The sequence below is a fragment of the Comamonas sp. FG99 genome (genome assembly GCF_057808605.1).
In genome coordinates this window covers 129,991-150,463 of sequence record NZ_JBMDII010000009.1, presented here as the reverse complement: position 1 = coordinate 150,463, position 20,473 = coordinate 129,991, and the positions used below count along the sequence as shown (strand labels likewise).

Genomic DNA, 20,473 nt, shown 5'->3' with positions numbered 1-20,473 from the left:
CCGCCGGGGCGAGTCCCGGCCTCTGCCTTCAAACCTGCGCACTGGCTGGCAGCAGCTTCGGCTTGCTAAGTGAACGGCATTCCCGGCCAGGCAGCGTTTGTCCGAGTAATTAGCTTGCGTTTGCTTGTAACAAGCGGTAAGGCTACACTTTGTCCGTATATTCCGCGCTTCCTGGTCTTTAAGGACCAAAGCGTGGCGGACGGCCGATGCTGGCGAGGTGCAGGTATGGATACCGGCAGTGGCAGCAGGCGTTATCACCTGCTTTTTGACTCTTGAGGGCGCGTATGGCGCTCATCAGGAATACATAGTCATCTAGCGATGTGCCCACGCCAGTCCTTGCTGCTGTGTGTGCGCTTCGCAGCAAGGAGCGAGCAGTGTCCAAACTGGACTTGAACCGGCGCAGTTTCCTGAAGGCTGCCGCCGCCATGGGCGTGATTGCAGGCGTGCGCCCCGTCAAAGACGCGCTTGCGGAATTGATCACCCCTGCCGGCGGGCAGGAATCCCACTGGATCAGCGGCAACAAGCTCAATTACCGCCGCGATGGCCTGGCCAAGGTCACCGGGCAGAAGGTCTTTGCCATAGACCTGCGCGCCAGGGATATGCAGGGCTGGCCCGAGCAGCAGTCGCATGCGCTGACCATCCATGTTCCGCGCGCGGACCGCATCTACGAGGGGCTGGACCTGTCGGTGCTGGGCAGCGACTACCAGCCCGATGTGCTGATCGATGCGGAGTCCATAGCGGCTGACGGCGTAGGCATGCCCGAGCCCGGCTTCTACGGCGAGTTCTTCGTCAAGAAGGGGCAGCTGCCGAGCATGCTCGGCCATCCGGTGGCCGTGGCCATATGGCACGACTATGAGAAATTTCGCGTGGCCAACAAGCGCCTGCGCTTCAACGATGCGGTCTTTCGCTTTGGCGCCCAGGCCGCGCAGCCGCCGCGCGCGCCCTATGTGGCCGCGCGCTATGTGCGGGTGCAGGGCGAGGATGCGTACGGCGAGGACAAGTTCTCGCCGATGAAGGACACGGTCATCTGGCCGCAGCTCGACGACCAGGGCGTGCACTGGCCGGACCAGGGCCATCCCGCCTTCGGCGCGCTGATGGGCGAGTCGGCGCGCATCCAGGCCGAGATGAAGCAGCCCAGGGACGGCCTGCGCGCCTTTGCCCGCAAGTACTACAGCCAGTCCATCGAGCATGTGGCCATGGAGATGGAGAACGGCCTGGCCTGGTACGACCGTGGCAGCGGCACGCTGCGCATGGTGGCGGCGAGCCAGGCGCCCTATGGCACGGCCGAGCATGTGATGCACATGCTCAAGGACAGCAAGCTGCCGCTCGGCAAGCTGGACTACGTGAGCGCCTACACCGTGGGCTATGGCCAGAAAGAGCACCATCCCTTTCCGTTCTATGTGGTGCTGGCGTCGCTCTATGCCCAGGGCCGCCCGGTGCGGCTGGCGCTGGACCGCTGGAAGCATTTCCAGTTCGCGCTCAAGCGCCATCCCTTCGATGTGGAAACCGCCATCTCGGTGGACAAGGACGGCAAGTTCCACGCGCTGACCTGCCACATGGTGGGCGATGGCGGCGGCGTGGCCAACTTCAGCCCGTCGGTGGGCACGGTGGCGGTGACCGCGGCGCAGTCGATCTACTACTTTCCCGAGAGCGATCTGTCGACCGAGGTGCATCCGTCCATCGGCGTGACGGCGGGCTCCATGCGCGGCTACGGCACGGTGCAGTCGATGGCCTATACCGAGATGCTGGTGGACGAGATCGCCCAGGAGGTCGGCCTCGACGCCATAGCGCTGCGCCAGCGCAACGTGCTCAAGAGCAGCATGAAGAACACCCAGGGCGCATCGCCCTCGGGCCAGCTGCGCATCGGCGAGATTCTGGATTTGGCCGCCAAGGAGCCGATGTGGACCGAGCGCGCCCAGCGCAAGGCCGACTACGAGGCGGCCAATCCCGGCATGCTCTACGGCATAGGCTTCGGCGCGGTGCAAAAGGACTTCGGCACGGGCGCCGAGGCCTCGATCGCCCAGCTTGAGATCACGCCCGAGGGGCGCATCAAGATGCGCCATATCGCCACCGAGATCGGCACCGGCAGCACCACCGCGCAGCTGGTGGCGGTGGAGCCGTTCCTGGGGCGCCCGGCAGACGAGGTGGATTTCGCTGTGAACCACTGGGACAACCTGCCCCTGCACACCAAGGACGAGCCCTACACCACGCCGCAGGCCAGGGAAGACGAGCTCGCCAAGGATCCGTATTGGGTGCCGCGCCTGGTCTCGCCGGTGTCGGCCTCGAACTCGGCCTACTACTTCCGCCATGCCACGCAGCAGGCGGCGCAATTGCTGCTCAAGCTGTGCCTGTGGCCCGCGGCCCAGTCCATCTGGTCCGGCAAGCAGGGCGGGGGGCAGATGCTGCCCAGCAGCGTCACCGAAGGCATGCTGGAATGGCGCGACCGCATGCTGGTGGCCGAAGGCCTGGAGCCGCTGAGCCTGGAGCGCCTGGCCGCCCGCGCGCACGAGCTCGGCCTGGTGACCGGCGTGTGCGTGCATGCGTTCAACCGCTGGGCCTGGGCCCGGGCGGACTTCAGCGTCGATGGCAACAAGTTCCAGGCGATGGTGGATGCGCTCGCGGTGCAATACGGCCGCGGCGCGAGCGATGCCCGCAAGGCCGCCATGAATGCCGGCGGCTACGCCTTCGTCGCGCGCGACAAGGTCTACTACCCGCCGGTGCAGCGCAACAACGCGGGCACGGTGTACTACGCGCCCTGCGCCACGATGGTGGAGCTGGCCGTGGCCCCGGGCACCGGCAAGGTGCAGATCCTGTCGCACCGCACCTGGCTGGAATGCGGCACGCAGATCGTGCCCGAGCTGGTGTCCGGCCAGATACAGGGCGGCGTGGCCATGGGCATCGGCCATGCGCTCTATGAAGACCTGCCGCGCTATGAAACCGGCCCGGGCAACGGCCAGTGGGGCCTGAGCCGCTACCACCTGCCGCGCGCCAGCGAAGTGGCGGTGTGGAAGGCCGAGGGCCAGGTGCTGGCGCCGCTGTCGCGCACCGATCCGCCCAAGGGCATGGCCGAGGTGGTGATGATCCCGGTGGTCGCCGCCTGCGTCAACGCCATCGCCCATGCCACGGGCAAGCGCTTCTATGCCACCCCCGTGACCCCCGACAAAATCAAGGAGGTGCTGTGATGCAGGACCGTATCCAATTCTCTGCCACGATCAATCGCAAAAAAGTAGGCCCCATCGACGTTCCCAAGGACTTGATGATGATCGAGTTCCTGCAGGAATACGCGGGCATGAGCGGCACCCGCCTGGGCTGCGGCCAGGGCGTATGCCGCGCCTGCACCATCATCGTCGACGACCCGGACAAGGGCTCCATCACCGTGCCCGCCTGCGTGACCGGCGTGACCTGGCTCAACGGCAAGACCATCCGCACCGTCGAGGGCATCGCCTCGGTCGACGAGCAGGGCGTGGTGCATCCGTCGCCGGTGCAAAAGGTGTTTCTGGAGCACTACTCCTTCCAGTGCGGCTACTGCACGCCGGGCTTCGTCAACTCGGCCACCGTGCTGGTGGAAAAGCTGGCCAAGCACCCGGTGCCCGCCGACGAGGTGGAGGCGGCCATCGAGCAGCAGCTGGAGCCCCATATCTGCCGCTGCACCGGCTATGTGCGTTACTACAACGCGGTGCGCGACGTCATCCTGAAGACGCCGGGCCTGACCACGGGCAAGCGCACCAGGGAGGTTGTCAGCAATGGCTAAGCACAGCTGGATCAAGGGCCTGGGCCTGGCCGCCGTGGCGGGCGTGCTGGTGGCCGGCGGCATGTACTGGTACGGCAGCTCAAGCCATGTGCCGCCAGCCACGGTGGACTTCGCCAAGCTGGGCCCGCAGGAGCTCGACGTGCTGTACCAGCGCGGCGAGCAGGTGTTTCGCGCGGGCGACTGCGCGGCCTGCCACAGCTCGCCGGCCACCGGCGCCGAGCTTGCGGGCGGGGTGCCCATGGTCACGCCCATGGGCACGCTGTACGGCAGCAACATCTCGCCATCCAAGGAGCACGGCATCGGCAACTGGACGGCCGACGACCTGTACCGGGCGGTGGCCGCCGGCATCTCGCCCGGGCGCAAGATACTGTACCCGGCGATGCCCTACGCCAGCTACCACCAGATCACCCGCGGCGATGTGGATGCGCTGTGGGTGTGGCTGATGAGGCAGCCCGCGGTGGAGGTGGCCAGCAAGCCCAGCGAGATGAATTTCCCGTTCAACATCCGCCCGGCGGTGGCCACCTGGAATGCGCTCAACCGCCCCGCCGCCAAGGAGTTCGAGCTGTCGGCGGATGAGCTGGTGCGCGGCAAATACCTGGTGGACGTGCTGGGGCACTGCGCCGAATGCCATAGCCCGCGCACCAAGCTCACGTTCGCGATGGACCGGTCGCACTACCTGGAGGGCAACACCATCGAGGGCTCGTACGCGCCGGCGCTCACGCCCGGGGCCCTGGGCGAGCGCGGCTGGACCAAGGACGATCTGCTCAGGTTCTTTCGCACCGGCGTATCGCCGCAGGGCGTGATGACCTTTCGCATGGCCTCGGTGCTGGAGCACTCCACCTCGCGTATGCCGGAGGCGGACGTGCGCGCCATGGCCGCCTACCTGACGCAGAACCGCGAGATGCCCGGACCCAAGCCCGGCGCAGCCGCGGTGCCCGAGGGCCAGCGCAATCTCAAGGGTGAGAACCTGTACCTGGGCCTGTGCGCGGGCTGCCACGGCGCGCAGGGCGAAGGCCAGCCGCATTCGTCGGTGCCGATGAGCACCAACACCACGGCCATGTTCCCCACGCCGATCAACCTGATCCGCGTGATCCGCGAGGGCGTGCACGAGCGCGACCTGGCCCATGGCGAGCGCATGCAGGCCATGCCCGCCTATGCCGACAAGCTCAGCAACGAGGAAATGGCCGACCTGGTCAACTACATGCGCCAGACCTGGGGCCGCCAGCCGGCCGACGTGACCGCCGCGCAGGTGGCGGAGCACATTCAGGCCATCGAGCACAGCCGGTAGGGTGCCGGAAGCGGGGCCTGCGAGGCCGCGGACGCTGGGGCTCAAGCCGTGGCGCCCGCGGCCTTTTTTTCATCAGCCCTGTGGCGGCAAGCCCTGCAGCATCACCAGTGCCCCGGCGATGAGCGCCTGGATGCCTTGATCCAGCTCCGCCTCCATTTCGGCTTCCTCCGCGAGGCGGTCTGCCTCCAGGGCCGGCTCCCGCCCGGCCACTGAATACACCGTATCGGCCGCGGCCAGGCAGTTGAAGGTCACGGTCGCCAGCAGCCAGCGTGCATGCTCGCGCGAAAGCCCATAGGCATGGGCGATATGCCGCTGGTGTCCGACTATCTTGGCGAGCATGGGCTCGGTCGCCGCCAACCTGCGGATCACATAGGGCGTGACCCCGGGATGCTGCTTGACGAATTCCCGCACGGATGCGGTGAACACGATGAGGTAGTCCTTCAGGCCGGCCCGGCCATCCCCCCTGGCCTGGGGAATCTGCCAGCGGGTGAATATCTCCTCGGCTACCAGGTGCTTGAGCTCCTGCAGGCTGGGCACATGCTTGTACAAGGCCATGTGGCTGACGCCCAGCGCGGCGGCAACGCCGACGAAGGTGATGTTCGGCAGGCCTATCCCTATGCCGGCATCTGCAATCCGCTCGCGGGTGATGGTGCGTGGGCGCCCCCGCGTCGTGGGTTGTTCTGCCGGTTTCATGTCTGCTCCTTGGTCGTGGCGGCTGCTAGGCCTGCACTTTAACCGGCATCCCATCTTTTAGTTTAGGTTGATGCAACTAATTCGTGATTTAGTTTATAGTAATGAAATTAATTCGCATCAGCATCTTTGTTTGCCCGCCAGCCTGAACCTGCGGGCGCTTTCTCTCCATGAGCACTTCTGACTCCTCCGTCCGCCCGCCGCGGGCGCCCGGCCCGGTTCGCCAGGTGCTGGCGCCCATAGCCGGGCAGCTGATGGCGGCGGCCGTACTGGCCGCGCTGGGCACCATGCTCACGCTGGTGCCGCTGGCCGGCATTGCGCACATTGCGAAGATCGCTCTGGCCGACGCCGGTACCTCGCTGGCTGCGCTGGCCGAGCCCGCGCGGGCCGGCATCTGGCGCACGGCCATCGCCAGCGTGGCGTGCCTGTTCGCCGGCATGGCGCTGGTGTCCGCCGGCGAACTGCTTGCCCACCTGGCCGACAACCGTCTCACGCATGGCCTGCGGCTGGCCATGGCGCGGCGGCTGGCCCGGGTGCCGCTGGGCTGGTTCACGAGCCGCGCGTCGGGCGAAGTCAAGCAGGCCATGCAGGACGACATCGACACGCTGCACAGCCTGAGCGCGCATTTCTACACCGCCGTGGGGCGCGCGGCGGGCGCGATCCTGATCTCGGTCATCTACCTGTTCGCCATGGACTGGCGCATGGCCGTGGCCGCGCTGCTGCCGTTTCCCGGCTTCTTCCTGTTCCTGCGCCATGCGATGAAGGCCAGCGGCGCGAACATGCAGGAGTTCGTCGCACGGCTGGGGCGCATCAACGGCGCGACGGTCGAGTTCGTCAGCGGCATGCCCGTGGTCAAGGCCTTCGGCGCAGCTGGCAAGGCCCATGCCGGCTACCACGAGGCCGTCGATGCCTTCGCCGAGGCTTTCGTGGGCTTCACCCGGCCACTGGTGGCCGCGATGGCCCGCGCGCACGCCCTGATCGCGCCCGTGACGGTGCTGGGCGTGGTGCTGGCCTGCGGCGCGCTGTTCGCAGCCCGGGGCTGGATCGCGCCCCTGGAGGTGCTGCCGTTCGCCCTGGTTGCCCCAGGAATCTGCGCACCGGTGCTGCTGCTGCACACGCTGCTGCACGACCTGGGCAACGCCACCGGGGCTGCGCAGCGCGTGCTGGCGCTGCTGGAGACGCCCGTGCTCGAAGCCCCGGCCCCGGGCCTGCGGCAGGCGCCGGCGGGCCATGCCGTGCGCTTCGAGAACGTGGGCCACTCCCATGGCGGCGGGCATCGTGTGCTGTCCGACATCAGCTTCACGCTGGAGCCCGGCACGGTCACCGCTGTCGTCGGGCCGTCGGGCGCGGGCAAGTCGACGCTGGCGCGCTTGCTGCTGCGTTTTTTCGATCCGGACGAAGGGCGCATCCTGCTCGGCGGCGTGGACCTGCGCCATATCGAGCCCGAGCAGCTGTACCGGCGCATAGGCTTCGTGCTGCAGGAGGTGCGCCTGATCCATGCCAGCGTGCGCGACAACATCGCGCTGGGCCGGCCCTCGGCCAGCCAGCAGGAGGTCGAAGACGCGGCGCGGGTGGCCCAGATCCACGAGCGCATCCTGGCGCTGCCGCGCGGCTATGACAGCGTGGTTGGCGAAGACGCCCAGCTTTCCGGCGGTGAGCTGCAGCGCGTGAGCATCGCGCGCGCCGTGCTGCTTGATCCGCCCGTGCTGGTGCTGGACGAAGCCACCGCCGCGGCGGATGCGGGCAACGAGGCCGCGATCCAGCGCGCGCTGTCGCGCTTTGCCCAAGGCCGCACGCTGATGGTCATCGCGCACCGGCTCGATACGGTGATGCATGCCGACCGCATTCTCGTGCTCGAAGGCGGCGCCCTGGTGGAGCAGGACACGCACCGCCAGTTGCTGGCGCGGGGCGGCCGCTATGCGCGGCTGTGGGCCAAGGGGGGCTACGACGTCGCCGAAGCGCAGCAGGAGCCGCCATGCTGAAGACCCTGGTCCGCCTGCTGGGCGAGGATGCGCCCGTGCTGCGCCGCTACGCCTGGCTGGCTGCCGCCTACGGTGTGCTTTGCGGGTTGACGATGACCGCGCTGGTGCCCGTGCTCACCCATCTGCTGGGCGGCGAGCAGCGGCGCGCCGCGGCCTGGCTGGCCGTGCTGCTGGCCGGCGTGGCCCTGTGCTGGGCCCTGCGGCGCCACGTGGAGCAGGCGGGCGTGCGCGTGGGCGTGGCCATCTTGCAGGGCGGGCGCCACCGCCTCGGCGACCACGTGGCCCGCCTGCCGGTGGGCTGGTTCACGCCGCGGAACACGGCCCGCCTGGGCCATATCGTGATGCAGGGCATGATGGCCGCGGCCCAGTTGCCCGCGCATGTGTTCACGCCGGTCATCGCGGGCGTGGTGATGCCGGTGGTGCTCGTCGCGGCCCTGTTCGTGCTGCATGGGCCGCTGGGCCTGATCGCCCTGGTGGCGTTGCCGCTGCTGGCGCTGGTGCTTGCGCTTTCGGCCAGGCTTGCGCGGCGGGCCGACGCAGGCTTTCAGCGCAGCTTCGCCGAGGCGAGCCAGCGCATGGTGGAGTTCGCGCAGGCCCAGTCGGTGCTGCGCGCCTTCAACGGCGAAGGCGGCGGCATGCACCTGCTTGAGCAGGCGGCCGGGCGGCAGCGCAAGGCGGGCGCGCGGCTGATCTGGCTGTCGGCCGGCGCGGCGGTGGCCAACGCCTGGGCCGTGCAGGCGGTGTTCGCGGCCTTGCTGATCGCGGCGGTGCTGTGGCTGGATGCCCGCCTGGGCGGCGGGCTTTCCGCGGATGCGGTCACGGCGCTCATGGTTGCGTTGCTGCTGGCCTGCCGCTTCATCGACTCGCTGCTCGAAGTGGCCGGCTATGGCGAGGTGCTGCGCGGCGCGCGCGGCCAGCTCGATGCGATACGCGAGCTCTTCGAGGCCCAGCCCTTGCCCGAGCCGGCCAAGCCCCAGGCGCCGCGCGATGCTTCCATCGAGCTGCGTGGCGTGCGTTTTCGCTATGCGCCGGATGGCGCCGAGGTGCTGTGCGGGGTGGATTTGCGCATTGCTGCCGGCAGCATGACGGCATTGGTGGGCGAGTCCGGCTCGGGCAAGACCACGCTGGCCAGGCTGGTGGCGCGCTTTTTCGACGTGGGCCAGGGCAGCGTGCGCGTCGGCGGCGTGGATGTGCGGCAGATGTCCAGCGCGCAACTGGCGGGCCAGATCAGCCAGATTTTCCAGGACAGCTATCTGTTCTCGGGCAGCATTGCCGAGAACATCCGCATCGGCAGGCCCGGGGCCAGCGATGCCCAGGTGATCGAGGCGGCGCGCCTGGCCGGGGTGGCGGAAATCGCCGGGCGCCTGCCGCAGGGGCTGCAGACGCCGGTGGGCGAGGGTGGGGCGCGCCTGTCCGGCGGCGAGCGCCAGCGCATCGCCATCGCCCGCGCGCTGATCAAGGATGCGCCCATTTTGCTGGTGGACGAGGCCACCGCCGCGCTGGACGCGGAAAACCAGGCGGTCATCGCCGAGGCGCTGGCGCGGCTGCGCGGCCGCTGCACCCTGGTGGTGATCGCGCACCAGCTTGCCACCGTGGCGATGGCCGACCAGGTCGTGGTGCTGGAGGGCGGCCGGGTGGTCGAGCAGGGCACGCCGGGGCAGCTGCGCGAGAGCGGCGGGCGGTACGCGCAATTCCTGCGCCAGCGCCAGGCCGCCAAGGGCTGGCGCATCGCCCCCGAGCCCACCGAGGCCCCGGCATCCGCCGAAGGAGCGCGTTGCTGATGCGGATACGGATGCGTGCCGGCCGTGCGGGCCTGGTGCTGTTCCTGGTGCTGTGCGGCGCGTCGCTGCTGGTCGGCGCGCGGCAGATGGCCTGGGCCCAGCTGCTGTCGCTGTCGGGCGACGCCTGGCTGACGCTGACGGCCAGCCGGCTGCCGCGCCTGGCGGCACTGGTGCTGAGCGGCGCCGGCCTGTCGGTCTGCGGCGTGATCCTGCAGCACATCGTGCGCAACAAGTTCGTCGAGCCGGCCACCTCGGGCGGGCTGGATGCGGCCAAGCTCGGCATCCTGGTGGCGCTGACGGTGGCGCCCGCGGCCGGGCCGGCGGGCCGCATGCTGTTCGCTCTGGTGTTTTGCTTTGCCGCCAACCTGGGCTTCATGGCCGTGGTGCGCCGCATCCGGTTCAGGAACACGGTGCTCATTCCGGTGATCGGCCTGATGTACGGCGGCGTGCTGAGCGCGGTTGCCGAGTTCTACGCCTACCGCCACAACATGCTGCAAAGCATGCAGGGCTGGCTGCTGGGCGACTTCTCGCGGATCGTCCAGGGCAACTACGAAATCGTCTACCTGATCCTGCCCATCGTCGCGCTGGCCTATCTGTACGCGCATCGCTTCACCGTGCTGGGCATGGGCGAGGGCATGGCCACCAGCCTGGGCTTGAACTACCCGGCCATGGTGGCGCTGGGCCTGATGCTGGTGGCCGTCACCGTGGCCGCCACGGTGATCACCGTGGGGGCGATTCCTTTTGTCGGGCTGGTGGTTCCCAACCTGGTCGCGCTGCGCTGCGGCGACAACCTGGGCCGCACCCTGCCGTTGGTGGCGCTGGGCGGCGCGTCGCTGCTGCTGGCCTGCGACATCCTGGGGCGCCTGCTCATCTATCCGTTCGAGGTGCCCATCGGCCTGACCGCGGGCGGCGTGGGTGGCGTGCTGTTTCTGGCGCTGATCCTGCGCGGGAGCCGATGATGCGCATGGCTTGCAGGCGCGCGCCCTGGATCGCGCTCATCGCATTGGCGCTGGCCTTCGTGCTCATCGGCTCGGGCCTTGATGTTGGCTACGTCATTCCCAAACGGCTGGGCCGGCTGGCGGCCATGCTCATCGGCGGGGTCTGCGTGGCTTGGTCGTCCATCGTGTTCCAGACCATCACCGGCAACCGGATACTGACGCCGGCCATCATGGGCTACGAGGCGCTCTACCTGCTGCTGCAATCGCTGCTGGTGCTGGCCATGGGCACGCAGAGCCTGGCCGTGCTCGGCGCGAACGGCAACTTCGCGCTGTCCGTGCTGCTGATGCTGGGTTACGCGTGGGCCATGCACCGCTGGCTGCTGCGCGAGGGCGGCCGCAACGTGTACTTCATGCTGCTGCTGGGCCTGGTGCTGAGCATGGTGATGGCCACCTTCACGCAGTTCGTGCAGCTCAAGGTCAGCCCTGGCGAGTTCTCGGTGCTGCTGGGCTTCAGCCAGGCCTCCTTTGGCAAGGCCGGGCCCGCGCAACTGCTGGTCTCGGCCATTCTCGTCGCGGCGGTGGGCCTGCTGGGCCGCAAGAGCCTGCCCGCGCTCGACGTGCTCTCGCTGGGCCGCGAGCAGGCCATGTCGCTGGGGGTGGACTACCAGCGCACCGTGCGGCTGCACCTCGCGCTGACCGCGGTGCTGGTGGCGGTGTCGACCAGCCTGCTCGGGCCCACGGCCTTCATGGGCATCTTCGTTGCCAACACCAGCTATGCGCTGGCGCGCAGCTTCAGGCACCGGGTCACCTTGCCCACGGGCTGCGCCATTGCCGCCGGCATGTTCATCGCGGCCCAGCTCGCGGTCGAACACCTCTTCAACTACCGCACCACCGTCGGCATCCTGGTCAACCTGGTCTGCGGCGCCTGGTTCCTCGCGCTGATGGTGCGCACCCAAAGAACGGCATGATCACGGTCAACCAGCTCTCCAAGTCCTATGGCGCCAAGGCCGTTCTCTGCGAGGTGAGCCTGCGCTTTCCTGCGCGGCGGCTGACATCGCTCATCGGCCCCAATGGCGCGGGCAAGAGCACGCTGCTGATGATGCTCGCCCGGCTGCTGCAGCCCAGCGGCGGCGAGATACTGATCGGGGGCCAAAGGGCCGCGGACATGCGCATCGGCGACTACGCCAGGCGCGTGGCCACCCTGCGCCAGGCCCCGGATTTCAACCTGCGCCTGACGGTGGAGGAGCTGGTCGCCTTCGGCCGCTTTCCCCACAGCCGCGGCGCGCTGACGCTCGCCGACCACCGGGCGATCGACGAGGCAATTGCCTTCCTGACGCTGCAGCCGCTGCGCGGCGCCTACCTGCACGAGCTCAGCGGCGGCCAGCGCCAGATGGCCTTCCTGGCCATGACCATCGCCCAGCAGACGGACTGCCTGCTGCTTGACGAGCCGCTGAACAACCTCGACATCCGGCATGCGGTGCAGATCATGCGCGCGCTGCGCCGCCTGTGCGACGAGTACGGCCGCACCGTGATCCTGGTGGTGCACGACATCAACTTCGCGGCCAGCTACTCCGACCACATCGTGGCGATGAAGGCCGGCGCGGTGCACTGCGCCGGCCCGGTGCCGCAGGTGGTGACCGAGGAGCGCATGCGCCAGCTGTACGGGCTGGACTTCGAGATCACGCACGGCGAACGCGGATGCCTGTGCAACTACTTCAACCCATCAGGAGCGCTGGAATGAATTTCAAACACAGATACCGGTACTGGGCGCCGGCCTTGCTGCTGGCCGCCATGGCCGCGCTGCACGGCTGTGGCGACAAGGCGGCGACGCAATCGCCGGCATCGGCGCAGCCCGCTGCCGGCCCGGGCATGCCGCAGGCCTACGAGCCCGTCACGGTACGGCACCAGCTGGGAGAGACCGTGATCGGCAAGCTGCCCCGGCGCGTGGTGGCGCTGGACATGAACGAGGTCGACTTCCTCGACCAGCTGGGTGTTCCGGTCGTGGGCATGCCCAAGGACTTCGTGCCGCACTTCCTGGCCCGCTACAAGGATGCCCCGGAAGTCGAGGACATGGGCGCCATCGTACAGCCCAACCTGGAGCGGGTGCATGCGGCCCGGCCCGACCTGATCCTGATCACCTCGCTGCAGGCCAGCCACTACAAGGAGCTGAGCGAGATCGCGCCGACCATCCACTTCGACGTGGACTACCGCGATAGCCAGGCCGGGCACATCGAGGTCATCAAGGACCACCTCATGACGCTGGGGCGGATCTTCGGCAGGCAAGAGCTCGCACGCCAAAAGGCAGCCGGGCTGGATGCCAAGGTCGACGAGGCCAGGCGAGTGACCCGAGGCCGCCCCGAGAAGGCGCTGATCGTGCTGCACAACAACGGCGCCTTCAGCTCCTTTGGCGAGCACTCCCGCTATGGCTTCGTCTTCAGCGCGCTCGGCGTCAAGCCGGCCGGCCCGGCGGCGCAAGCGAGCCTGCACGGCCAGCCGGTTTCCAGCGAATTCATCCAGCAGGCCAACCCCGATGTCATCTATGTGGTGGACCGCACCGCGGTGATGGAGGGCCGCCCGGTGCTCACTGCCGAGACCCTGGGCAACCCGCTGCTGCGGCAGACCAATGCCTGGAAAAACGGCCGCGTGGTGTTTGCCGATGCGCAGGCCTGGTACGTCACCGCCGCCAGCGTGAACTCGGTAAAGCTCGTGATCGACGACGTGATCAGGGGCTATGGCGGCTGATCCCGCAGCACGCCTGCCTCCAGTTTTGTTTGCTGATTCAAATGATTCTCATTGGCCTTATTGCTTCTTCTCTTGTTTGCACAACCTGGCCGCAGCCACCGGCCTCAACTGAAAGGAACATCGCATGACCTGGCGCCACTTTGACCCCGCCGCCACCTACCCGGCGCGGCGGGCATCCCCTGCGCACTTCGCCCTGGACCGTACCGCCGCGGCGGTGCACAAGGCGCTGCTGTGCGGCCTGACTTCAGGCCTGGTTTCTGGCGCACTGGCGGTGGCGGCGCCGGCGGCGCGGGCCCAGGTGGCCGACGCGCCGGCGGGCGCCGGCAAGAAGGCCGCCGAAGAGATGGCGACGCTGCCAGCGGTGACCGTCAAGGAGGAGGCGGCCAGGCCCGCGTACGCCGGCGGCCAGGTGGGCACCGGCTCCCGCATGGGCTTTCTGGGCGACAAGGATTTCATGGAAACGCCTTTTTCCACCATCACCTATACGGACACGTTCATTGCCGACCAGCAGGCCAGGGACATCAGCGAAGTGATCGCCAAGACCGATCCCACGGTGTTCATGAGCGGCATTCCGGGCGAGAGCAACGAGAGCTACTCGATCCGCGGCCTGGCCTCCAGCGTGGGCGATGTGACGGTCAACGGCCTGGCCGGCATGGCCGCGTACTACCGCAGCTCGCCCGAGATGTTCGAGCGCGTCGAGGTGCTCAAGGGGCCTTCGGCCTTGCTCAACGGCATGCCGCCCAAGGGCTCGGCGGGCGGCGCGATCAACCTGGTGCCCAAGCGTGCCGGCGATGAGCCGTTGACGCGGCTGACGACCAGCTACCTGTCCCGCTCGCATTTCGGCGGCCATATCGACCTGGGCCGCCGCTTTGGCGAGCACAAGCAGTTCGGCATCCGCTTCAACGGCGCATACCGCGATGGCGAGACCGCCGTGAAGACGCAGGACAAGAAGATCTCGCTGGCCTCGCTGGGGCTGGACTGGCGCGGCGAGCGCGTGCGCGTGTCGGCCGACCTGTTCCACAGCCGAGACCGCGCCAATGGCCTGACCCGGGGCCTCACGCTGGCTCCCGGCCTGCCGGTGCCCAAGCCGCCCAAGCCCGATGTCTCGTGGAATCCGCCCTGGGCCTTCTATGACAGCATCGACAAGGGCGCCATGGTGCGCGGCGAGTTCGACCTGAACGACCAGCTGATGGCCTATGCCGCCGCAGGGGCCAGCAAGACCGAGTTCGACTCCAACATGGGCGCGGGCCAGGTCTTCAACCAGGCGGGCGATTTCCGCACCAACTTCAGCGGCGTGTCCGACCGGATGGAGCGCAAATCGGCCGAGGCGGGCATCAAGGGCAGGCTGCGCACGGGCGCCATGGGCCACCAGTTCGCGCTCAACGCCACGTACTACAGCGAGGACTACCGCCTCAACGGCTTCAGGAACCTGCTGCCGCAGGATTGGGTGACCAATATCTACAACCCGGTCTGGGGCCCCGAGGCCGCGCGCCCCGCCAGCATCCCCGCGCTCACCAAGACGGATACGCGCCTGACCAGCGTCGGCCTGGCCGACACCTTGTCTTTCGCGCAGGAGCGGGTGCAGCTGACGCTGGGCCTGCGCCGCCAGCAGGTGGTCAACGAGAGCTTCAACGCCGCGAGCGGCGCGCGCACCGGCAGCCGCTACGAGGAAAGCGCCACCACGCCGGCTGCGGCCCTGCTGGTCAAGGCGGCCGAGCATGTTTCACTCTATGCCAACTACATCGAGGGCCTGAGCCAAGGTGCCATGGCGCCCACCACCGCGGCGAACGCGGGCGAGGTCTTTGCACCCTACAAGACCAAGCAGAAGGAAGTCGGCGTCAAGTTCGATCTCGGTGAATTCGCCCACACGCTCAGCCTGTATGAAATCAAGCGCCCGAGCAGCTATACCGACCCGGTCACCAACGTCTTCTCGTTCGGCGGCGAGCAGCGCAACCGGGGGCTGGAGTGGGGCTTCTTCGGTTCGCCGCTGCATGGCGTGCGCCTGATGGGCGGCATTGCCTATTCGGATGCCGAGGTCACCAGGGCTGCCGTTGCCTCCAGCCAGGGCAAGCAGGCCACCGGCCTGCCCAAATGGCAGGCCAAGCTGGGCGGGGAATGGGATGTGCCCGCCATGCCGGGACTGACGCTGACCGCCAACGCCACCGCCGCAACCAGGCAATACCTCAGCGCGGACAACACGCTGTCGATACCCGGGCGCACCGTGTTCGACCTGGGCGCGCGCTACGCCACCAAGGTCTCCAGCCGCCCGCTGACCCTGCGCGCCGCCGTCACCAATGTGGCCAACAAGGCCTACTGGGCCAAGCCGCACTTCACCAGCCTGGCGCTGGGGGCACCCCGTACCTTCCAGCTCTCGGCCACGATGGATTTCTGATCGCGGCGGGCAGGCGCACGGGCGCACAGGTGCCACGGAGTTGCGGCTGGGGGCGCCTGGCTGCGGTGCGTGGCCGTGGTTCTGCCTTGACGCCTGTGCCTCGAACCGATGGAATCCCGGCGGCGGATTCCCGGGGGGCGCCGGCATGGCTTGACTTCATGTGTGTGTATTGCTACATTGCAGTTTGGAACGAAGAAGGATGCATGCGCAATGTTTGAACTCAAGGATCTTCCCAGCCGCGACACCCTGGTGCGGATGGGCAAGGAATACGGCAACCCGGATGTCGAGGGTTTGCATACCTGGCTGATCTGGGCATCGGCGACCAGCGGGATGCTCTCGGCGTTCGATGCCAATCTCGCCCGCACCGGCGGCCTGTCGCAGACGCAGTTTTTCGTGCTGATCCTGCTCAAGCGCAATCTCGACGGGCTCAGCGTCGGCGCCCTGGCCAATGGCGTGGGGGTGACTTCGCAGACCATGACCCGGGCCATCGACCGCATGGAGGCCGCCGGGCTGTGCCGGCGCGACATGGACCCGCAGGACCGGCGCGCCTGGCTGGTGCGGCTGACGCAGCAAGGCAGCGAGGCCCTGGACAAGGCCTTGCCGCCCCACTACCAGTGGGTCGCAGCGCTGATGAGCCACTTCGACGCCGACGAACGGCGCATGCTCAATCAACTGATGCTCAAGCTCGGCCGGGCGGGCGTGCTGCCCTAGGGCCGGGCGGCCCAGCGGCGAAGCGCCGCTTTCTTTCCGGTAAATATGTAGAAAACTGCATTTCAGAGAGGAACCAAATGAAACCATCCACCCACCAAGCGCCGCCGGCGCGCCTGCGCATCCTGATGGTGCTGTGCGCCCTGGCGGTGGTGTCCTTGCTCTACCTGCCGCTGCCGGTGCTGCCCCTCGTGGAGCAAAGGCATGGCGTGGGCGCGGCCGGCATGGTCAGCAGCTTTGGCCTGGCCTATGCGCTGGGCTTCGTGCTGTTCGGGCCTTTGTCCGACCGGCTGGGCCGGCGCGCGGTGATGGTGGCGGGGCTGGCGGCCCTGACGGCTGCCACCGCGCTGCTGGCGCTGCTGCAGGCCGCGCCGCTGCTGGTGGCCGGGCGCATGCTGCAAGGCTTTGCGGCGGCTTCCTTTCCGCCCGTGGCCATCGCCTACCTGGCCGAGCGCGGCACGCCCGGGCAGCGGATCTGGAGCGTGGCCTGGATGAGCACCGCATTCCTTTCGGCGGGCTTGCTGGGCCAGGTCTATGGCGCTGCCGTGGCCGCGCGCTGGGGGCTGGGCGCCGCGATGCTGCCGCTGTGCGGCGTCTATGCGCTGACCGGCTGGCAGCTGTGGCGCACGCCTGCCGATGGCGCCACGGCACAGGGCGTGCCGGGCATGAAGGGTTTCTGGCGCAGCTACCGCGCCGTGGGCGCCTTGCTGGCCGACCCGCGGCTGCGCCGGGTGTATGTGCCGGCGTTCCTGCTGCTGATGTGCTTCGTGGCGTTCTACATGGTGCTGGACCTGCGGCTGCAGCCAGGGCTGGCGCGGCACGGCATCTCGCCGTTGATGGCCCGCGTGCTGGCCGCGCCGGCCTTTCTGATGCCGCTGGCGGTGGCGGCGGCCATGCCGCGCCTGGGGGCGCAGCGGATTCTCGGCCTTGGCCTGGCCTGCGCCGCCCTGGGTCTTGCGCTGGCCGGCCTGGCGGGCGCGGCCCATGTGATGGCCTTGCTGGCCGCCAGTTTTGTCTTCGTGGCCGGCATAGGCATCAGCGTGCCCAGCCTGATCGCCCGGGTGGCCAGCCTGAGCGCCGCGCCGGTGCGCGGCCTGGCGGTGGCGCTCTATACCTTCGTGCTCTTCCTGGGCGCCAGCCTGGGCCCATGGCTGGCGCAGCAGACCGCCAGCCTGCGGCTGGAGGGCGCCTATCTGCTGCTGGCGGCGCTGGTGGCTTGCTGCGCGCTGTATGCGGCGACCGGCTTGCACAAGCCCACATAGCGGCTGAAGGAGACAACTGGCATCGCACACCGGCCAGCCCGCAATTGGTGTGTGTTTGAGGGAGATCGAACCATGGATATTTCCATTGCCATCGCCGGGCCCGCGAATCTCGCGGCCCTACTTGCAGCGCATGCCCATGCGCCACTTCATTGACCCAAGGAGACGCCCATCATGCACAAGCCTATTCCTTTGCACCTTGCCTTGCTGGCCGCGCTGGCCCTGCAAATTTCCGTGCCGCTTCAAGCCCATGCCCAGGCCCCAACCAGGCCATCCGAGGACACCGCCATGACCCATCCATCCATCGCCGCCTTCCATTCCGAGTTCGTGCCCGAGGGCCATGCGCAGGTGCTGAGCAGCGCCGTCGCCGTCGATGGCACCGCGGCCACGCTGACGCGCTACGAGCGCAAGGACGGCCGCAATACCGGCCTGGAGGGCGAGCACTTCAGCACCGTCATCGCCCAGGACGGCACCTTGAAGGGCTTTGCCAACATATCGCTGGACCTGGCCGGCAGGCCCTTGCCCAGCCGCGAGCGCAGCGAGGCCATCGCCCGCGCATTCCTGCAGGCGCATGCGCCCGAGCTGCTGCCGCGCATGAAGATCAGCTGGATCGAGCCGCATGACGAGCCGATCCGCGTCGAACGCAACGGCCGCGCCGAAACCATCACGCTGACCGGCATGAAGCTCAAGGCCCGCAACCAGGCCGACGGGCTGTGGTTCTGGGTGATCGTCGGCGCTGACGAGAAGCCCATGGTCTTCGAGCGCGACATCACCTGGATCAGCTTTCCCGGCCACCGCCAGACCGAGAAATGGCTGCACGACAGCTGGCTCAAGGAGCGGCAGGCCGGGCGGCAGCCGGCGAGCAAGCCAGGCTGAGGCGGCTTTTTCCTGGGCTGGGGGCTGACCCTCAGCCCATGTGCCGCAGAACCCAGGCGGTCAGCGGTCGAATCGCTTGAGAATCAGCGTGGCATTCACACCGCCAAAGCCAAAGCCGTTCAGCATCGCGTGTTCGATCTGCTGGGATCTTGCGCTGCCCGCGACCAGGTCCAGGCCATCGGCCAGCGGATCGGGGTGCTCAAGATTGAGCACCGCGGGCACCCGCTGGTCGCGCAATGCCAGCGTCGTGAACACGGCGGCGGCACCGCCGGCCGCCCCCAGCATATGGCCCAGCGACGATTTCGTCGCGGTGATGGAAGGGCCATGGCCCGTGCCGAACACATGGCGGATGGCCGCCAACTCGCCCCGATCCCCCACCGGGGTCGAGGTGGCGTGGGCATTCAGGTGCTGTATGTCGCGGGCCTGCAGCTTGGCCTGCCCCAGTGCTGCCTGCATGGCCCGCGCGGCTCCGGAGCCGTCTTCCGGCCCAGAGGTGACATGGTGGGCATCTGCCGAGGTGCCGTATCCGATCACTTCGGCCAGGGGCTGGGCGCCTCGCGCCAGCGCATGGTCGAGCGACTCGATCACCAAGAGGCCCGCGCCCTCGGCCATTACGAACCCGTCGCGCGCCGAGTCGAAAGGGCGGGAGGCTTTTGCCGGGCAGTCGTTGAAATGGGTCGAGAGTGCCTTGGCGGCGGCAAAGCTGCCCAGCGCCACGCGGTCGATGGTGGCCTCGCTGCCGCCGCACAGCGCCATGTCGGCTTCGTCGTTGCGGATCAGGCGCGCGGCATCGCCTATGGCCTGGATGCCGGCCGCGCACGCCGTGACGGGCGCGCCCAGAGGGCCTTTGAGCTGGTGCCGTATGGATACCTGTCCCGCGGCCAGGTTGGCGAGAAAGGCGGGCACGGTGAACGGCGACAGCCGCTGAGGCCCCTTGGCATCGGTGGTGCGCACGGCTTCCGTGATGGTGCCGAAGCCGCCGACGCCGGAGCCGATGATGGTTGCCGCGCGTTCTTGTTGCACCGCGGTGGGGGATGCCCACCGGGCCTGCGCCAGGGCCTGCCCGGCGGCACCCAGGGCAAAGGCGATGAAACGGTCCATGCGCCGCTGCTCCTTGGCAGAGGCGACCGCATCCGGATTCCATCCCGCCTCGGAGTCTTCGTGCAGCTCGGGTACCCGGCCCACGACGGCCACGCCAGTGCCTTCGCCCATGGCGGGGGGCAGGGTACGCAGCCCCGACCGGCCCGCCAGCAGGCGCTGCCACGCCAGCTCCACATTGCAGCCCAAAGGAGAAACCAACCCCAAACCCGTGATGACAACACGCCGCGCCATATGCATGAACCCTTCGCCTGCTGGGCCAATCGCCATGACGGTGGAGGTGGCCTCATTGATGATGGTCGTCATCATAAATCAGTTTAGATGATGGGTATCATCTAAAGAATGAAAGTCAGCAAAACTCAGGCCGCAGAGAACCGGGCCGGCATTGTGGAGGCCGCCGCCCGCCTCTACCGGCAGAAGGGCTTGGACGGCGTGGGGGTGGCCGAGATCACGCGGGATGCCGGGTTGACGCATGGCGGCTTGTACCGGCACTTCGAATCCAAGGATGCGCTGGCGCGGGAGGCCTGCCTGCGCGCTTTTGAATGGACGATCACGCCGCTGGGCAATCTGCAGGCCCCGGGTTCGGACGCCGTGGAGGGCGGCGCGGCCAGTTTCCGCGCGCTGGTGCATGGCTACCTGTCGGCCAGCCACCGGGACCACCCGGGCGAAGGCTGCCCGGCAGCAGCGCTGGCGGCCGATGCCGCGCGCGCCGGCCCGGAAATGTCGGACGTGTTTGCGCAGGGCGTGGAGGGCAATATCCAGCGCTTCATGCGCGTGCTGGAGGGCGATGGGCCCGACAGGCGCCCGCGGACCATCGCGGCCCTCAGCAGCATGGTTGGCGCCCTGGTGCTGGCCCGCGCAACAGCGGCGGGCAATCCGGCGCTGTCGGAGGAAATACTGCGGACTGTGCGGGAGCAGCTTGCGCCCGCAGACAAGCCAACGCCTGCCTGAGCGGGGCTGAGCCGGAC

At 68.3% G+C, this 20,473-nt stretch carries 16 protein-coding genes; 14 read left to right on the top strand and 2 right to left on the bottom strand.

Going from position 1 to position 20,473, the window contains the following annotated elements; all coding sequences use genetic code 11:
* Window positions 1–374: 374 nt before the first annotated feature.
* The 3 genes from ACODRX_RS08595 to ACODRX_RS08585 are packed head-to-tail and all read left to right on the top strand — an operon-like array spanning window position 375 to window position 5,039.
* A complete protein-coding gene (locus ACODRX_RS08595) occupies window positions 375–3,182 on the top strand; it encodes a xanthine dehydrogenase family protein molybdopterin-binding subunit (protein ID WP_488870935.1) in 2,808 nt (935 codons plus the stop codon).
* A complete protein-coding gene (locus tag ACODRX_RS08590) occupies window positions 3,182–3,751 on the top strand; it encodes a (2Fe-2S)-binding protein (RefSeq protein WP_488870933.1) in 570 nt (189 codons plus the stop codon). Before ACODRX_RS08595 ends, ACODRX_RS08590 begins: the two co-directional genes overlap by 1 nt.
* Window positions 3,744–5,039 (top strand): c-type cytochrome, encoded by a 1,296-nt coding sequence (locus tag ACODRX_RS08585; protein ID WP_488870931.1) that lies wholly within the window; start codon window positions 3,744–3,746, stop codon window positions 5,037–5,039. Before ACODRX_RS08590 ends, ACODRX_RS08585 begins: the two co-directional genes overlap by 8 nt.
* A 72-nt stretch (window positions 5,040–5,111) precedes the next feature.
* Here ACODRX_RS08585 and ACODRX_RS08580 read toward each other — a convergent pair whose 3' ends face one another.
* Complete coding sequence (locus ACODRX_RS08580) at window positions 5,112–5,732, bottom strand: TetR/AcrR family transcriptional regulator (RefSeq protein ID WP_488870930.1); 621 nt, start codon at window positions 5,730–5,732, stop codon at window positions 5,112–5,114.
* Between the two features lie 167 nt (window positions 5,733–5,899).
* Here ACODRX_RS08580 and ACODRX_RS08575 point away from each other — a divergent pair, with 167 nt between their 5' ends.
* The 10 genes from ACODRX_RS08575 to ACODRX_RS08530 all read left to right on the top strand — a co-directional run bounded on the left by ACODRX_RS08575 (window position 5,900) and on the right by ACODRX_RS08530 (window position 18,407).
* Window positions 5,900–7,711 (top strand): ABC transporter ATP-binding protein, encoded by a 1,812-nt coding sequence (locus ACODRX_RS08575; protein WP_488870929.1) that lies wholly within the window; start codon window positions 5,900–5,902, stop codon window positions 7,709–7,711.
* The gene (locus tag ACODRX_RS08570) at window positions 7,705–9,492 is read left to right on the top strand and encodes an ABC transporter ATP-binding protein (protein WP_488870927.1); all 1,788 of its coding nucleotides are present in this window, start codon (window positions 7,705–7,707) and stop codon (window positions 9,490–9,492) included. The genes ACODRX_RS08575 and ACODRX_RS08570 overlap by 7 nt, the downstream gene beginning before the upstream one ends.
* A gap of 11 nt (window positions 9,493–9,503) precedes the next feature.
* Entirely contained in the window at window positions 9,504–10,451 is a 948-nt protein-coding gene (locus tag ACODRX_RS08565) for an ABC transporter permease (protein WP_488870944.1), read from the top strand.
* On the top strand, window positions 10,451–11,398 hold the full coding sequence (locus ACODRX_RS08560) for an iron chelate uptake ABC transporter family permease subunit (RefSeq protein WP_488870943.1): 948 nt from the start codon (window positions 10,451–10,453) through the stop codon (window positions 11,396–11,398). Before ACODRX_RS08565 ends, ACODRX_RS08560 begins: the two co-directional genes overlap by 1 nt.
* Window positions 11,395–12,171, top strand: a complete 777-nt coding sequence (locus tag ACODRX_RS08555; protein WP_488870926.1) for an iron ABC transporter ATP-binding protein — start codon at window positions 11,395–11,397, stop codon at window positions 12,169–12,171. Before ACODRX_RS08560 ends, ACODRX_RS08555 begins: the two co-directional genes overlap by 4 nt.
* Window positions 12,168–13,172 (top strand): siderophore ABC transporter substrate-binding protein, encoded by a 1,005-nt coding sequence (locus tag ACODRX_RS08550; RefSeq protein WP_488870925.1) that lies wholly within the window; start codon window positions 12,168–12,170, stop codon window positions 13,170–13,172. Before ACODRX_RS08555 ends, ACODRX_RS08550 begins: the two co-directional genes overlap by 4 nt.
* A 124-nt stretch (window positions 13,173–13,296) precedes the next feature.
* On the top strand, window positions 13,297–15,564 hold the full coding sequence (locus ACODRX_RS08545) for a TonB-dependent receptor (protein ID WP_488870924.1): 2,268 nt from the start codon (window positions 13,297–13,299) through the stop codon (window positions 15,562–15,564).
* Between the two features lie 210 nt (window positions 15,565–15,774).
* Window positions 15,775–16,275: a MarR family winged helix-turn-helix transcriptional regulator gene (locus ACODRX_RS08540; protein ID WP_488870923.1), complete on the top strand. Its 501-nt coding sequence runs from the start codon at window positions 15,775–15,777 to the stop codon at window positions 16,273–16,275.
* A 77-nt stretch (window positions 16,276–16,352) separates the two neighbouring features.
* Window positions 16,353–17,534 carry an MFS transporter gene (locus ACODRX_RS08535; RefSeq protein ID WP_488870922.1) on the top strand — a complete coding sequence of 394 codons (1,182 nt, stop codon included), beginning with the start codon at window positions 16,353–16,355 and terminating at the stop codon, window positions 17,532–17,534.
* 285 nt (window positions 17,535–17,819) lie between these two features.
* Window positions 17,820–18,407 carry a hypothetical protein gene (locus ACODRX_RS08530; RefSeq protein ID WP_488870921.1) on the top strand — a complete coding sequence of 196 codons (588 nt, stop codon included), beginning with the start codon at window positions 17,820–17,822 and terminating at the stop codon, window positions 18,405–18,407.
* Window positions 18,408–18,467: 60 nt separating this feature from the next.
* On the opposite strand, the gene fabF is transcribed toward ACODRX_RS08530, so the two are convergent.
* On the bottom strand, window positions 18,468–19,739 hold the full coding sequence (gene fabF, locus ACODRX_RS08525) for a beta-ketoacyl-ACP synthase II (protein ID WP_488870941.1): 1,272 nt from the start codon (window positions 19,737–19,739) through the stop codon (window positions 18,468–18,470).
* A gap of 108 nt (window positions 19,740–19,847) precedes the next feature.
* Between fabF and ACODRX_RS08520 the strand changes: the two genes are divergently transcribed.
* A complete protein-coding gene (locus ACODRX_RS08520; RefSeq protein WP_488870920.1) occupies window positions 19,848–20,456 on the top strand; it encodes a TetR/AcrR family transcriptional regulator in 609 nt (202 codons plus the stop codon).
* The last annotated feature ends 17 nt before the right edge of the window (window positions 20,457–20,473 follow it).

Coding starts and splice junctions, on each gene's coding strand:
- ACODRX_RS08590 (WP_488870933.1), top strand. CDS start 3,182: ATGCAGGACCGTATCCAATTCTCTGCCACGATCAATCGCAAAAAAGTA.
- ACODRX_RS08585 (WP_488870931.1), top strand. CDS start 3,744: ATGGCTAAGCACAGCTGGATCAAGGGCCTGGGCCTGGCCGCCGTGGCG.
- ACODRX_RS08580 (WP_488870930.1), bottom strand. CDS start 5,732: ATGAAACCGGCAGAACAACCCACGACGCGGGGGCGCCCACGCACCATC.
- ACODRX_RS08575 (WP_488870929.1), top strand. CDS start 5,900: ATGAGCACTTCTGACTCCTCCGTCCGCCCGCCGCGGGCGCCCGGCCCG.
- ACODRX_RS08570 (WP_488870927.1), top strand. CDS start 7,705: ATGCTGAAGACCCTGGTCCGCCTGCTGGGCGAGGATGCGCCCGTGCTG.
- ACODRX_RS08565 (WP_488870944.1), top strand. CDS start 9,504: ATGCGTGCCGGCCGTGCGGGCCTGGTGCTGTTCCTGGTGCTGTGCGGC.
- ACODRX_RS08560 (WP_488870943.1), top strand. CDS start 10,451: ATGCGCATGGCTTGCAGGCGCGCGCCCTGGATCGCGCTCATCGCATTG.
- ACODRX_RS08555 (WP_488870926.1), top strand. CDS start 11,395: ATGATCACGGTCAACCAGCTCTCCAAGTCCTATGGCGCCAAGGCCGTT.
- ACODRX_RS08550 (WP_488870925.1), top strand. CDS start 12,168: ATGAATTTCAAACACAGATACCGGTACTGGGCGCCGGCCTTGCTGCTG.
- ACODRX_RS08545 (WP_488870924.1), top strand. CDS start 13,297: ATGACCTGGCGCCACTTTGACCCCGCCGCCACCTACCCGGCGCGGCGG.
- ACODRX_RS08540 (WP_488870923.1), top strand. CDS start 15,775: ATGTTTGAACTCAAGGATCTTCCCAGCCGCGACACCCTGGTGCGGATG.
- ACODRX_RS08535 (WP_488870922.1), top strand. CDS start 16,353: ATGAAACCATCCACCCACCAAGCGCCGCCGGCGCGCCTGCGCATCCTG.
- ACODRX_RS08530 (WP_488870921.1), top strand. CDS start 17,820: ATGACCCATCCATCCATCGCCGCCTTCCATTCCGAGTTCGTGCCCGAG.
- fabF (WP_488870941.1), bottom strand. CDS start 19,739: ATGGCGCGGCGTGTTGTCATCACGGGTTTGGGGTTGGTTTCTCCTTTG.
- ACODRX_RS08520 (WP_488870920.1), top strand. CDS start 19,848: ATGAAAGTCAGCAAAACTCAGGCCGCAGAGAACCGGGCCGGCATTGTG.